General features: G+C 26.1%; 9 protein-coding genes. 7 read left to right on the top strand and 2 right to left on the bottom strand.

Annotated features, from left to right (window positions below; genetic code table 11):
• Positions 1–349: 349 nt before the first annotated feature.
• A complete protein-coding gene (locus tag ERUM_RS02965) occupies positions 350–1,144 on the bottom strand; it encodes a hypothetical protein (RefSeq protein WP_011155225.1) in 795 nt (264 codons plus the stop codon).
• A 1,424-nt stretch (positions 1,145–2,568) separates the two neighbouring features.
• Here ERUM_RS02965 and ERUM_RS02960 point away from each other — a divergent pair.
• The 6 genes from ERUM_RS02960 to ERUM_RS02935 all read left to right on the top strand — a co-directional run bounded on the left by ERUM_RS02960 (position 2,569) and on the right by ERUM_RS02935 (position 12,912).
• The gene (locus tag ERUM_RS02960) at positions 2,569–4,149 is read left to right on the top strand and encodes a proton-conducting transporter transmembrane domain-containing protein (protein WP_231837197.1); all 1,581 of its coding nucleotides are present in this window, start codon (positions 2,569–2,571) and stop codon (positions 4,147–4,149) included.
• Positions 4,134–5,486, top strand: a complete 1,353-nt coding sequence (gene ffh, locus ERUM_RS02955; RefSeq protein WP_011155223.1) for a signal recognition particle protein — start codon at positions 4,134–4,136, stop codon at positions 5,484–5,486. The genes ERUM_RS02960 and ffh overlap by 16 nt, the downstream gene beginning before the upstream one ends.
• A 1,224-nt stretch (positions 5,487–6,710) precedes the next feature.
• On the top strand, positions 6,711–7,601 hold the full coding sequence (gene era, locus ERUM_RS02950; RefSeq protein WP_011155222.1) for a GTPase Era: 891 nt from the start codon (positions 6,711–6,713) through the stop codon (positions 7,599–7,601).
• Positions 7,591–8,418, top strand: a complete 828-nt coding sequence (locus tag ERUM_RS02945) for a 3'-5' exonuclease (RefSeq protein ID WP_011155221.1) — start codon at positions 7,591–7,593, stop codon at positions 8,416–8,418. The genes era and ERUM_RS02945 overlap by 11 nt, the downstream gene beginning before the upstream one ends.
• Positions 8,419–8,500: 82 nt before the next feature.
• Positions 8,501–9,022, top strand: a complete 522-nt coding sequence (locus ERUM_RS02940) for a retropepsin-like aspartic protease family protein (protein WP_011155220.1) — start codon at positions 8,501–8,503, stop codon at positions 9,020–9,022.
• Between the two features lie 2,171 nt (positions 9,023–11,193).
• Entirely contained in the window at positions 11,194–12,912 is a 1,719-nt protein-coding gene (locus ERUM_RS02935; protein ID WP_011155219.1) for an aminopeptidase P family protein, read from the top strand.
• Between the two features lie 1,080 nt (positions 12,913–13,992).
• Here the strand turns inward: ERUM_RS02935 and ERUM_RS02930 are convergent.
• On the bottom strand, positions 13,993–14,721 hold the full coding sequence (locus ERUM_RS02930) for a uroporphyrinogen-III synthase (protein ID WP_011155218.1): 729 nt from the start codon (positions 14,719–14,721) through the stop codon (positions 13,993–13,995).
• 243 nt (positions 14,722–14,964) lie between these two features.
• Here ERUM_RS02930 and ERUM_RS02925 point away from each other — a divergent pair, with 243 nt between their 5' ends.
• The gene (locus ERUM_RS02925) at positions 14,965–15,942 is read left to right on the top strand and encodes a glutamine amidotransferase-related protein (protein WP_011155217.1); all 978 of its coding nucleotides are present in this window, start codon (positions 14,965–14,967) and stop codon (positions 15,940–15,942) included.
• Positions 15,943–15,953: the final 11 nt, after the last annotated feature.

Raw genomic sequence — 15,953 nt, 5'->3', positions numbered from 1 at the left:
AGATAACCTGCTATAAATTAAGGTTGTGGTAACTTGATATTATAAAATAATTATCTCACGTATGTTTCCTTATGTTATTAATAGATTAAAATATCTTCTAGGTAATGAAATAGAAGGGAAATTAGCTTACTGAGTTGATATTACTGATAGATTTTATTTTTTTAGTATCGAAAGCTTGTAATGTTTATTATATTTAAAGTGTATATGCATGGTTTTGAACTACTAATGATGAGCATAATATATAAAAGTATGGAAGAATCACCATAAAATTAAAAAGTCACCATGCATACTGTAAGTAAATATAATTGTAAGTTTTACAATAGTTAAGAAGGAAATTATTACTAATTTGTTAATAGTATTTTTCACATAGTTTCTCAAGAGCTATTGAGACATCAGTTAAAAAATTAATATCATATGTTGCTGCTTCCGTATTAGTGAGTTGTTGTGGTTGTATATCTCCTCCTACTGCACCTTGTTCATTTGATACGTTTTCTGTATTGCTTGTGGTGTTTGTTTCATGGGTACTGGATTCTTCAACTAGCGAAGAATAATTATTTGAATTTCCTTCAAATAATGGTTTATTCATTTTAACGGGTAGAGGTTTTATTACCATAAACTGAGCAGATTCTAATTCTTTAACTGCTTGTAAAGCTTTTAGTTCATCAAAATCCATATTTATTTTATATATGCCATTGCCTATAGAATTAGGTTTACAAAGTAATAACTGACCAACTCTAGCTACATTACGAGTAGGAGAAAGTTCTTGTTTTGTTAGTAACTTAAGGTTATCACTGTGTATTAATATATAAAATCCCATGCACATAGCAGGTGCAAGATGCCTACTTCTAATCATAACATTAAGTGTAGGACTATTAACAACTGCTAGTGCCATATTTATTAATGATAGGTTTTCACTGAGAGTTTTAGGAGATATAGTGCATTTCAGATAAAATAAAGAATAACCAATACTTGGTTTAATTGGGATACGTATTTTATCTGGATTTGATATAACTCTTAAAATTCCGTCTTTTCCTGTATATCCCATACAACGGTAGCTATATACCGATAATTTTATACTACTTAGACATTTTAAAGCTTCATCATGTATATTTTTAGTATTATCAGGATTGTATTTAAATAGCATAAGATTACCGATTAAATAACACACGTAATCTGTTGATAATACACTAATTAGTATACTACTGATATAAATATTTTTTTATTTAGTAAAAATTAAAATTTGATGTGATAGTATAATATCTATGTATACTGGATAAACTGTATAAATAAGTGTTATTATTTCATAAAGCTATATTGGATAAAATATTAAAGTATTATTGAGTTATCGTTATAGTTGTTTTTATTACACAATATTTATTATAACCATGATGTTAAAGTTAACTGGACTTCATTTTTAAAATTATATAGTTTTTATCGATCATATATACCACATATGTTATTGTTATATTATTAACTGATCATTGAAACATCAACTATAAACTGTATCATAATTATTACATAACTACCTATGTAAAGATGTAAATTATTTTGGTTATAGAATATTTATTATAACTTGATGTTAAAGTTAACTGGACTTCATTTTTAAAATTATATAGTTTTTATCAATCATGTATACCACATATGTTATTGTTATATTATTAACTGATCATTGAAACATCAACTATAAACTGTATTATAATTATTACCTAACTACCTATGTAAAGATGTAAATTATTTTGGTTATAGAATATTTATTATAACCATGATGTTAAGGTTAGCTGGACTTTATTTTTAAAATTATATAGTTTTTATTAATCATGTATACCACATATGTTATTGTTATATTATTAACTGATCATTGAAACATCAACTATAAACTGTATTATAATTATTACCTAACTACCTATGTAAAGATGTAAATTATTTTGGTTATAGAATATTTATTATAACCATGATGTTAAGGTTAGCTGGACTTTATTTTTAAAATTATATAGTTTTTATTAATCATGTATACCACATATGTTATTGTTATATTATTAACTGATCATTGAAACATCAACTATAAACTGTATTATAATTATTACCTAACTACCTATGTAAAGATGTAAATTATTTTGGTTATAGAATATTTATTACAACTTGATGTTAAGGTTAGCTGGACTTTATTTTTAAAATTATATGGTTTTTATCAATCAATATATCTTGCACATTATATTATTATTTGAATGGTTATGAAACGTCAACTCTCAATTTATAGTAATTATTATACTTACAACTTATGTGAATGGGTTATTGTTTTCAGTTATCGGTAGTTTAATAAGCCTGTACCTATTTTTACTTAAATTTTTTTTTAGTTGAGTTTGTAGTTTCTTGAATAGATTATGTAGTCAATGACATTTAATTATGTGATAGTAAAATGTTACAATACCTGTTATGTATTGCTTTTAGTGTTTATATGGTATATTTTCCTTTATATAAATTATAATTTATAATGCTATTTGTTGCCTATGTAATAATTAGTATTAGTATGATATATATGGAAGTAGGTAATAGTACTATAGAGTGACTATGGGTAAGTATGTTATTGACTTAGTTATGAGTTTCTTTGACTTATTTTCTATAACATTGAGTGATTTATTATATAAGATAGAAAGCAGTCTGTATTTTTATAATACAGTGTTATTTTTTGTATTTTCTTTAATTATTACTCTAATTTTTCTATATATTTCACAAATAAAGAAGCAAGAGATAATTTTATACATTTTGTATTATTTAAGTAGTGTAATAGCCATTTCTGCTGAAAGTTTGCTAAAATTTGTTATCTCTTTTGAAATTATGGCATTAAGTGCAGTTATGATAATTGCTACTGGATCTAATGGAAAAAATATGCATCAGGTTATACATTACTCTTATATTCATTTTTTTGCTGGAGTACTATTGTTAGTTGGTGCATCTGGTAGTGTGGTTGAATTATCTATAGATTATAACAGCTATTGTAAATTATTTTTGTTAATAGGAATATTAATTAATTGTGCATCTTTCCCTATGTCATCTTGGGTACCTGATGCATATTCTTCAACAGCTAATAATGGAATTATAGTATTATCTGTTTTTACAACTAAAGTTGCGGCGTTTGCGTTACTATCTTTTTTTCAAGGGGAAGAGATATTATTGTTTTTAGGTATTACAACTGCTATTTATGGAATAGTTTTTTCTATATTAGAAAACAATATTAAGCGTTTACTTTGTTACAACTTAGTTGGGCAAATGGGATTAGTTATTACTGCTGTAGGTTTTTCATATAGTAGTGGAGTATCTGTTCGTAGTATAATTGTATTTCAGATAGTGTTGTCTATGATATATCAAACTTTATTGTTTATAGTTGCTATGTCTGTGATAAATAATACTAGAAAATTTAATCTTAATGAAATTGGTGGATTATTAAAGAAGATGCCATTAGAGGCTATATGTTCTGCGATTGCTATATTAAATATGGGAGCATTCCCTGGGACAGCAGGTTTTATATCTAAGTTTCTTGTAAGTCATAGTATAGATACTACAGATATGACTAACGCAATAGTGAGTAAGTTATTTTTAGTATGTAGTACTTTGTTGTTTGTTAGTGTTGGTCTAAAATTTTTTTGGTTTGTATTTATCTCTAAACCGAGAGATGGTTTTATTTTTAATCAGATGAAGCAAAATATTGGTGCAAGAGTCTCAATGGTTGTACTAGTATTGATTTGTATTTTTTTAGGAATGTATGGAAGTTATCATCTTTTCTATAATTTAAGTTATGAACAATTACATAGTGTAATATTACAGGGTGGTATAATAATTGGCAGTATACTGTTATTTATTTGTTTTTGTTCCTTTTTTAAAGGAAGAATCAATTTTACTATGGAATTAGATTGGTTTTACAGAATTTTGTTAGCTCGTTTTATGTTATTTATTGGTGATTTTTTATTGTATGTTTCTGGTATTATTGTTAGCATAATAAGTTATGTGTTGAATTGTAGTACATTATTGTTATGTGAAACTCATGGAAAAGTGGTGAACATATCAAATATGAAATCTTTAGGATTTGCTATAATATTACCTATGTTATTTATTATTATTATGGTTAGTGTATATTTATGTTTGAATCTTTAACTAGTAGTTTAACTGCAGTTCTCCAGAAGATGCAGAGTAAACATGTTATCTCTTCTGAGGATTTTGATTCTGTTATGGAAGAGGTTAAGGTAGCTTTACTTGAGGCTGATGTTGCGTTGTCTGTAGTTAAGAGTTTTATTAATGATATAAAAGATAGAATAGTTGGAGAAACTACAATAAAAGGTGTATTACCCACACAGATGGTAATAAAGAAAATACAAGATTGTTTAATTGAGATATTAGGGGTTGAAAAACGAGATCTAGATCTTTCTGCAAAACCTTTTGCTGTGATTATGATGGTAGGTCTTCAAGGTGTTGGTAAAACTACAACTACAGCAAAATTAGCATTAAGGCTTAAAAATAAAAAGAAAGAAGTGTTGATGGCATCTTTAGATTTATATCGTCCTGCAGCTCAAACTCAATTGGAAATTTTAGGGAAACAGATAGACGTTAAGACATTACCTATTATTGAGAAGCAACAACCTGTTGATATAGCTAAGAGGGCAATTACAGTTGCTAAGGAAAGTAACTGTAATGTTTTAATTTTTGATACAGCTGGAAGATTACACGTAGATGAGATTATGATGGAGGAATTAAAGGCTATTAAAGCTATTACTTCTCCAAGTGAAGTTATTTTGGTTGCCGATGCTATGATAGGACAAGATGCTGTTAATGTAGTTAAATCGTTTGATAGTAATATTGGTATAACAGGTATAATTTTAACTCGTATTGATGGTGATTCAAGAGGTGGTGCTGCTTTATCAATGAAGATGTCTACTGGTACTCCTATTAAATTCCTTGCGACTGGAGAAAAATTAAGTGATTTAGATGATTTTTATCCGGATAGAATTGCTAGAAGAATATTGAATATGGGTGATGTTGTATCTTTAGTAGAAAAAGCTACTGAAGTTGTAGGTAAAACTGCTATAGATGAAATGCAGAAGAAAGCTCAGAAAGGTAAGTTTGATTTAAATGATTTAGTTCAGCAGTTAAAAGCTTTAAATAAACTTGGTGGTATTAGTAATATTTTGAAGTTTATGCCTAATTTTGGTTCTGATGTTAAACGTCAAGTTGCTGGAATTGCTAATGATAGTAGAATAAAACAATATATAGCTATTGTGAATTCTATGACGAAAAAGGAAAGAGCAAACCCAAAGATATTAAATGGTTCACGTAAAACCAGAATTGCAAGAGGTTCTGGTGTACCAGTTAATGTAATTAATATGTTAATCAAGCAATTTAATCAAATGAGTAATTTAATGAATAAGTTCAGTAAGGTTGACTATAATAAATTTAAAGATGTAAATTTTATGAATTTACTGAAAAACAATGAATAATGTTGATGTGTTTTGGTTACAAATAAGACTAATATTACATGTAACGAATATTTGTTATTTAAAGATTAGTTAATAGTAATTTAGGTATACATATATTTTTAAATAAAGCAGGTCAAGGTCCTTTTTTTTAACTAGTTAGATAGCTAAAAATGTATTTTATCAATGCTGTTTATATAGTGATAATTAATTAGTGTTGAATGTTGCTAAGGTTTATGGACATTTAGCTTATAGGTAAAATAGTTATCAGTTTTCTATCTATTAATCAGAAGGTAAAGCATAAGCATTAATGTTGTTACTATATTATAAAAGTTAGTAATAAGAGTTTTGCTAGTATTTTGATTTTTTAATGTTGGTATTGATGATAAATCACTTAACTATAAAACCTTTGTAAATCTTGAATATTTGAAGTAATGACATGTAATTAAATGCTAGTAAGCTTTGTATCATATTGTTATGATACAAATTTATTTATATTAAATGGTTTTACATAAATCTTTTTTTAGTAAAAGATCAAGGATATTGAGATTTTATATACTTAAAGTAATAAGTAACTATCTATATAAAAACCTGATAAATTATTAAACATTTTATTGTAATTATATAAATAATGAATTTTATATTATGTTTAATATAGCTATATAGATATTGGTATTAATGTTATTTTGTGTGAATCTTTTTTTTATTATGAACTTTATAGTTTTTATGTGTACACTTCTATAAATTGCAATTATTTCTGTTTATAAGAAAATTTCAGTATAAGAATTTATGCTTAAGTTAATATTTTTATTTGTTTCTATTTTGTAAAGTGTATTTATGGTAAGTACTTGTATTTAATTTATACATATAGCAAAATGTTGTTAAAATTATAGTGTTCTAATTGTAAGTAGTCAGTACCAATGTTAATTGGTAAACTTTAAATATATACTCTGTAGATAATAATTGTTTTATTGTTATGTTTTCTACACATATTTAGTAATGTTTGTATTGTTTTTTTGTTTATTGGGTTACACATTTTTAATTTATTAAAAAATTTTATTGCATAGAATATGTTTTTAATGTGTAATACCAGAGTATATATAGTATAAGTAAGTTACTGTTTTGGCTTTTTGTAATTCTATAAATAGTAGTTTCTAATTGTATTGTGATCTTAATTATGTGTTATAATTTTGATACAGGTCTTCTGATGTATAAGTATGTTTAATTAGTTAGTACTAGCAGAAAAATATGAATCATGTAGGTAGAAAATGTTCTATGAGTGCTATAGTTGGGGCAACTAATGCAGGTAAGTCAACATTAGTTAATGTACTAGTAGGGCAAAAGGTTGCAGCGGTTACTCCAAAAGTGCAAACTACAAGAGTAAGGATGCATGCTGTTTCAAATCATGAAAATGTACAGTTGATATTTATAGATACACCGGGTATATTTTCACCAAAGACAAAATTGGAAAAGTTTTTAGTTAAGCATGCATGGATGTCTCTCAAGGGCATTGAAAATGTAATAGTATTAGTTGATGTAAAAAACTATTTAAATCAGCATCTGAAAAAGATTATTGATAGAATAAAACATTCTAATCTTAATGCTATTTTGGTTCTTAACAAGATTGATATAGTTCATCAATCGATAGTTAGTGAAGTAATAGAATATATGTATTCTTTATATAAATTTTCTAAGGCTTTTACTATTTCTGCATTATATGGAATTGGTATAGATAAATTAGTAGATTATTTGTGTGAAACTTCACCTTATGGTCCTTGGTTATATAATGATGATCAGATTAGTGATGCACCTTTGAAGTTTTTTATGGCTGAAATTACACGTGAAAAGTTATTTATAACTTTACGTCATGAATTGCCGTATTCGTTATCTGTGGTTACTGAATTGGTTGAAGAAAAGGAAGATAATAGTTTAATTATTAAACAAGTTATATATGTGACTAAGGGTAGTCATAAGACCATCATTCTAGGTAAGAAAGGTGAAATGGTGAAAAAAATTAGTATGGAATCTAAATCTGATCTTGAAAACATACTTCAAGTAAAAGTACATCTTTTTTTATTTGTAAAAGTTCGAGAGTTTTGGCAGAATCATTTAAATGAGTGTGTAGGATATGCTGAGTAATTTGTTAGTTTTTGATATTGAAACAGTACCAGATGTGAATGTTTGTACTAATCTTTTAGATAATTTTGATGATGTACATGGTGTGACTGAGAGAAGAGAGGCATTAGCAAATTATCACCTTGAAATTACAGATGGTAAAAACTCTTTTTTACGACAGCCTTTTCATAAGGTAGTTGCTATTAGTTTTTTGAAAGCAAGTATTAGGAAAGAAGGAGAATATGAATCTTTTCACCTGCAAGAAGTGCGTTCTGGGGGAAAGATAGATTCTACAGAAGAGGATCTGCTTAAGGGTTTTTTTCAGTATGCTTCATCTCTAAAGCCAAGATTTGTGTCATTTAATGGGCGTACTTTTGATTTTCCAGTGTTGAAATATAGAGCAATGGTATATGGGATACAAGCAGGGTGTTTGTATAAAGTTGGAGATAAGTGGAATAATTACTTTCAACGTTATAGTATTGATTGGCATTGTGATTTATTGGATTATTTATCTGATTTTGGTACTTCTGCTAGGATAAAAATGAATGAGGTATGTTCGATTTTAAATTTTCCTGGAAAATTTGGTACAGATGGGTCAAAAGTTATTGAGTTATATGATAATGATAAGATATCAGAAATTAGAGATTATTGTGAAACAGATGTTATCAATACTTATCTAGTATATTTGAGAGTTATGCATCATCAAAGCAGAATTACAACGTTAAGTTATAATCAGAGTATAGATGATCTGTTGTTATATTTAGATGTAAGCCAAAAGAGACATTTACAACAGTTTAAATTAGAGTGGAACAAAGCTTGTAGTGGAAATTTTTATCTTTAATTACATTTAAATACTTTCAGTTAATTAATTTATATGTTTATCAATATATCATTATTAATTGGTGGGTTTTTTGGAATCTATTATGCAAAACGTAAAATATATATTGTTTTGGTTGGGTTTAATAATTGTAGTTATGCTGTTTAAAGATGCTAACGATGATTTAACTTCTAATAGGTACTTTAATAAATTTTTTTCTAATCTTGGTACTACACAGGATGAAATTCATTATACTAAGGAAGGAGGTGCTGAATTTTATCGTGCTAAAGATGGGCATTTTTATATAACAGCACAGATACATGGAGTTCCAATAAAGTTTCTTGTTGATACTGGAGCTACTGATGTTGTGCTTTCTGCAGAGGATGCCAAGCAAATCAAAGATCACTTAAAATATTTAAATCGAAAAAAAACATATCATACAGCTAACGGGACAATAAAAGCATTATATGTTGAAATATCTGAGATGCAGATAGGTAAGTTTGTTGTTAAAGATGTTAAAGCAAGTGTTAATGTTGCTCCAATGCGTACATCTCTTTTAGGAATGAGTTTCTTACAATATTTTAATTTTTATATGAGTGGTAATACATTAGTATTAAATACTTATTGAAGTGTAGCACATTAAAATAAATATTTAAGTAATAGTGTTTTTATGATGGATTTTTTTTAAGAATAAATTCTTATACAGTTTATATATGATATAGGTGGTACTAAATTAATATTTTGTATAAAGTATTTGAACATTCGGATTATAGGTAATAATTAATTTTATTTGTACTTTTTTATTTATTATTTGATATATGTTAATGCAAATTTATTTTAGTAAGCATTTATTGATTTGGTTATTGTTAGTTTCAATGTATCTGTGAATCATAAAGGTTAGAAGATATTTAGGTATGAAACTATAAACAGAAAATTGTCAGTATAGTACTTAGGAAATTAAATGACAGGTAATGGTGCTATTTTCTTAAATCTGTTTAATATAATTTTAATGATTTTGTAGTAGTGATTAAGTGAATTATATCAAAATTAGAAGATTTAGATACTAATGAGTAATAATTAATCTATTTTATACTTTTTTTATTTTGTTAAAAATATTGATGCGAAAACTCTTTGTAATATAAGTTTTGTGGATTTAGCCAGAGTGAATAAAAATGTTATTTTTTGAATAAATTCTCTTAAAAAAATAAGTTGTTATAGAGTTCTGATGTGGGAGTAAATAGTACTAAATAATATTTTATATTGAGATTAGAATCGTTTAGATAATATATAATTGAATTATATGTGTTTTTTTCTTTTTAACACTAAATTAGCACTGGTAGTTTTAGTATAAGTTTTTATTCAGATGTACTGTTGTATATTTTGGTTTACTGTATATGTAGCTAGCAAATTAGTTATTAATTTTTATTAAGGTTATAGAATATTTATATATGAAAATATTTATCATATTTAATTTAAAGACACGTATTTAGTGAGATTGTTATAAAAGTTGACTTTTAAATACTTGCTAAAGTTTTATATTTATAAAATTATAACCTGTATGCTTGATAACTAGTTAAATATTCATATACTATCAGAATTTATTTTTATAGTTAATATATAAATGGTCATTTTTTAATAAAGATAAATGTTATTGAGATCCTGATATAGCTAAGCTATGGTTTATTATTTTTTGTTGTTTAGGTATTGATTATATTGTTATGCAGTGAGTTAATATAGTACAAGATAAGCTCATGTGAAAATTAGGTGGTATTTATTGATAATAAAATTACATTCAGAGTATGTTTATAATAACTTAATATTCGTTCCATACATAGCTGATATTACAGTTTTTTTATGTGTCTAATATGTGTATTAGTGTAGTAGCAAGTTTGATAACTAAACATGTTACTCATATTTTAATATAAAATGTAGGATGATAATTTTGCTATGGAAAAATTACTCCTAAAATATTATGTACATTGCTTAAAAAGATATGTAAAGAGTTGAGGTAACATTTTAATATGTTGTATTATTAAGTGGAAATATATTTAATGTATGTGATTAAGAAAAGTGGTTATTAAAATTTTAAATTTGTTTCTTGAGTATTAGTGATATACTAATAGCTCATGATTTGTAGAAAACTATACTCCTAAAATATTATATACATTGCTTAGAAAAATGTGTAGATGGTTAAGGTAACATTTTATTAATGTGTTGTATTATTAACTAGAAATATATTTAATGTATGTGATAGGAAAAGTGGTTATTAAAATGTTTAAATTTGTTTCTTGAGTGTTAGTTGTATAGTAATAGCTCATAATTTGTAGAAAACTATACTACTAAATATTATGTACATTGCTTAGAAAGATGTGTAGATGGTTAAGGTAACATTTTAATATGTTGTATTATTAACTAGAAATATATTTAATGTATGTGATAGGAAAAGTGGTTATTAAAATGTTTAAATTTGTTTCTTGAGTGTTAGTTGTATAGTAATAGCTCATGATTTGTAGAAAACTATACTACTAAATATTATGTACATTGCTTAGAAAGATGTGTAGATGGTTAAGGTAACATTTTAATATGTTGTATTATTAAGTGGAAATATATTTAATGTATGTGATTGAGAAAAGTGGTTATTAAAATGTTTAAATTTGTTTCTTGAGTATTAGTTATATACTAATAGCTCATGATTTATCAAGAACTATTATATTGTACCATGATAGCTTTTAGTTTTTGATTTTGTAACATAAATCTGTTTAAGAGTATTAGGTGTTTGCTAATAGAGGTTTTGGTTTTATGGAAAATAGATTAAGCAGCTTAATTAGTATAATTACAGAATATGAGATTGATGTTTTATTATTATATAATACAGATGAGTATCAGTCAGAATATATACATGAGAGTAAACAAAGATTAAGATGGTTATGTGGTTTTTCTGGATCAAATGCTACTTTAATAATATCAAAACAGGAAAAACAGCATTTCTTCACTGATGGTAGGTATACATTGCAGGCTCAACAGGAGTTGGATCTTAATTATTATCAAATACACAATGTTGCTGATATTACACCTTGGCAGTGGTGTGTGAGAAATTTACCTGCAGGTGTTATAGTAGGATATGAAGCTCAACTATTTACATTAAATCATATAAAAAAATATACAAATCATCATATTATTTTAAAGCCGATAGATGATATTTTAATTGATAAATTATGGGTTCGTGATTTCAATGTGCCGCAAAACATAGTGGATCATGATTTAAAATATTCTGGAATTGCAGGTTATGAGAAAGCTAGTGAAGCTATAAAATGTTTGCATGGTAAGGATGTAGCATTAATTACAGATACTGATGTTATTTCATGGTTATTAAACATCCGTAATAAAGATTTTGTTTTTAATCCTTCTGTGTTATCCCGTGCAATTTTGTATAAAGATGGAACAATTGATTTATTTATTGAAAATGTTGAATCAGTTAATTTTGAGTATGAATATATTAGAATATATCATGTTGATGAGTTGTTTAGTGTTTTAGAATCTATACAATCAATAGTGATAGATGCATCTACTGTTCCAATGAATATTTTTAAGCACTTGAGTCAGAAGGATGTATTAGTTAAAGATTTTGATGCTTGTCTTATAATAAAATCTATAAAAAATAATACTGAAATTTCTGGTGCAGTTAATGCACATGTTAGAGATGGTGTTGCTGTGATTAATTTGCTGTATTGGTTAGATGTTCAGTTGAGTAATAATGCAAGAATTACAGAATTAGATGTTGTAGCGCAGTTGTTAATGTTTAGACAACAACAGGATTTATTTTGTGGAGATAGCTTTGCTACGATTTCTGGATTTGCAGAGAATGGGGCTGTGATACATTATAAAGTAAATAATGAAACAAATAAGTTAATTTGTAAAAATGGACTATATTTATTAGATTCTGGTGGGCAATATCTTGATGGTACAACTGATGTTACACGTACTATTGCAATAGGTGAACCTACGTATGAGCAGATTGTTAATTTTACTTTGGTATTGAAAGGTCATATAGCAATAGCAATGGCAGTTTTTCCTTTAAAAACTACTGGTGGAATGTTGGATATATTGGCTAGGCAGTATTTATGGAAAAGTGGACTTGATTATCAGCATGGTACAGGTCATGGTGTAGGAAGTTTCCTTTCAGTGCATGAAGGTCCTTGTGCTATTTCTTATGGTAATAATATTATATTACAGCCAAATATGATTTTATCTAATGAACCTGGGTATTATAAAGATGGAGAATATGGAATAAGAATTGAAAATTTAATGTATGTTGAAAAATGTTGTGATAAATTTCTAAGATTTAAACAATTAACATGTGTTCCTATAGATTTAAACTTAATTAATGTTGATATGTTAAGTAAAGAGGAAATTGACTATATAAATAAATATCATGATTTTGTATATACAACAGTTGCTCCATATCTGAATGCGAAAGTAAAAGATTGGTTATGGAATTCGTGTCGTAGTATAAAGTGATAATATAATAAAAACTGTAAGTGTTTATATTAGCTATTTTATATTTTTATACAATAATATTGCTGTGAAGAATTATGTTAATTTTTATTTTATAGAGAAATAGATACTTTATATATATTATTGCATTTATATAATATAAATATATGTGATTTCTATTATTCTAATCTTTTGTCGTTTTGATTGTGAAATTGGTTTAGGAATTTTGTAACTATGGTAGATGTATTCACATGTTATCATGAGAGGTTGTTTTATTATATTAGTGTGTTTTAAAATATAATGAACAGTTTATTCTAATTTATAAGATTTCATAAATTGTGTTGTTTTATTAATTAAGACTTCAATATTTACAGCATAGCATATCAATGTTGATTATTTTGTGATATTAAAAAGCAATAGAGTAGGATAAATTCTACATTTATGTTATATATGCTAGCTATTGTGAAGAATTGTTTTTTTATTATATGGCTATACTTTACAAGTATTATGGGACGTTTATTTCAATTTATAAGATTTTATAAATTGTGTTATTCTATTAATTAAGACTTCAATATTTACAATGTAGCATATCAATGTTGATTATTTTGTGGTGTTAAAAAGCAATAGAGTAGGATAAATCCTATATTTATGTTATATGTGTTAGCTATTGTGAAGAGTTATTTTTTTTATTATATGGCTATACTTTACAAGTATTATGGGACGTTTATTTCAATTTATAAGATTTTATAAATTGTGTTATTCTATTAATTAAGACTTCAATATTTACAATGTAGCATATCAATGTTGATTATTTTGTTTTGTTGTGTGATATTGAAAAACAGTAGTATAACATAACTTTTGTAAGTGGATGTATAATACTTAGGTGCTGCTATAGTAAATTATTCTAGTTTCATTTTTTAGTGAAATGAATTTAATTATTGAAATATGTAATTTATTTTTTGAAAATAAAACTTGTAAATTGCAAACATTCTAGTAATTGATACTGTAATTTAATATAGTGTAGTAATATTACTCTTAGCTTATTATTATCTATCATGTTAAAAAAGTTTTAAAAATATAAAAATTATTTTTATTGTTGTACTGTTAGTCTAATGTGGATTCTTTGATAATTTTCATATCAGAAGATATTAATGAAATTAGTGATTTATTAGTCGGTTTATCAGAAGTTTTTATACTTTTCCAGGATATATTATTTACAGTTTCTGCGATTTTTTGACTCATAGCATATACAGTTATGCTGCTTGTTTTATGACCTATATTGTGCTTTTTTATTAAATCCATAAATATGGTGGCAGTTCTTGAAGAGTAGAATAATATCCCAGAAATTCTATTATGAAAGAGTAAGTTATAGCAATGATTACTTAAAGACTGTTTATCTATTGTCGAATATAGTATAATTTCATAAAATTTAATAGTATTATTACTAAAAATCTCTTTTAGGTCATATGTTATTTCTTGTCCTCTGATATATAAAAATTTTAGATGAGAATTATTGTGTATGTATGATATAATGTCATGAATATTACCGTTAAGTGATGTGACTGATGAAAAGCCTAATTTTTCTGCAACTTGCTTTGTGTTATCGCCTACGGTGATTATGGGTTGAGTGCGATTTTTACTAATTTTAGATAATGCAATAATACTGTGCTTGCTTGTAGATATAATTAAATCGAAATATTCTAAATTAAGTTTTACAGGTAAATATTTTATTGAGAACATAGGCTCTATGTAAATATTAAAGCCTAAGTTTGTTAAGGTTTCTTTTATTATTATAGAGTCTTCCTGAGGTCGTGTAACTAATAAAGACTTCATTAATGGTGATTCTACATGGTTGTTTAAAGATATATCAATATTATAAGAAAATCAACTTAACTATTTGTATAAAACTAATTATATTTTGATTAGTTATTTAATGATATAGCATTACTATGTTATAATATTGCATGTATCAAAAACACTTGTATAATTAGCTTCTTGTATTATCCTAAATTAGGGTAATACTGTTTGTATTTGTATCTTAGCAATGACTATACAATTTTATAGTAGGTTATATTAATGCAATTCATATATAAAATCAAAAGTATTATAGTTTTATGTCTTATTTCTGTGATTATACCAGACAGTCTGGTATTGGCGGATTGTATAAAATATGATCAAAAAGATATTGTAGTTGGTTTATTATCCACCAAGTTTCCTACATACCCTAATGAAGATAAGACTGCTGCAGAAATTACACAGCTATTGCAAAGCTATAGAGTACGTGTAGTATTGATGGACTATAATGTACTTATGGAATCAGTTAAAGATGAGATTATTAAAAGAAATAAATCTTATGTTGGACAGAATTATCAAGTATCGCGTTATAGTATAATAGAAGATGTTGTTGAAGAATTTATTAAAAATAATCGTATTAATAGGATACTAATACCAGGTAATTATTATAACATTAGTTCTTTTCCTATTTCTCCATCCTTGGATAGACAATTAGTTACTAATGCTATTGTTCAAATTGTTAATAAAAATAATTGTATACATCTTTTTGGAATATGTGGTGGATTCCAAGGTATAATGGATGCAAATGGTGTTAAAATTAGACCGGTGGACAGTATGCTTAACTCTGAAATTTCAGTTGCATCTCATCGTATTTCAATGCCTAATCCTAGAAATGTAGATGCTAATTTACATAAGATAATAGTTTTTTCTCATAATAGATTGTCAGGTATTCTAAATGATCTTAATGATGAGTTGAATAAAAGTACACAGGTAATATATTTACCAGATGCACATTCAGAGGCAGTTGATAATAGTATAGAAAATATTAAAAAGATATATAGTCTTGGTTATAAAATTGTTGCTTTATCAGAGGATGGTATAATAGAAGCTATAGAAGATAAATATGGTAATATATATGTTCAGTTTCACCCAGAATATCTATTAGTTAATGTTGAGAAGAAACGTCTTAATAATGTTGGAATGGATACATCTATTATGATTGCAGATGCGATAATTAGAGATTTTCTTTTTCGTGATTAAGTTATAACATA

This window comes from Ehrlichia ruminantium str. Welgevonden, assembly GCF_000026005.1.
GTDB lineage: Bacteria > Pseudomonadota > Alphaproteobacteria > Rickettsiales > Anaplasmataceae > Ehrlichia > Ehrlichia ruminantium.
Note: the sequence above shows the minus strand (reverse complement) of the source record. Positions and strands in the feature narration are given on the sequence as shown.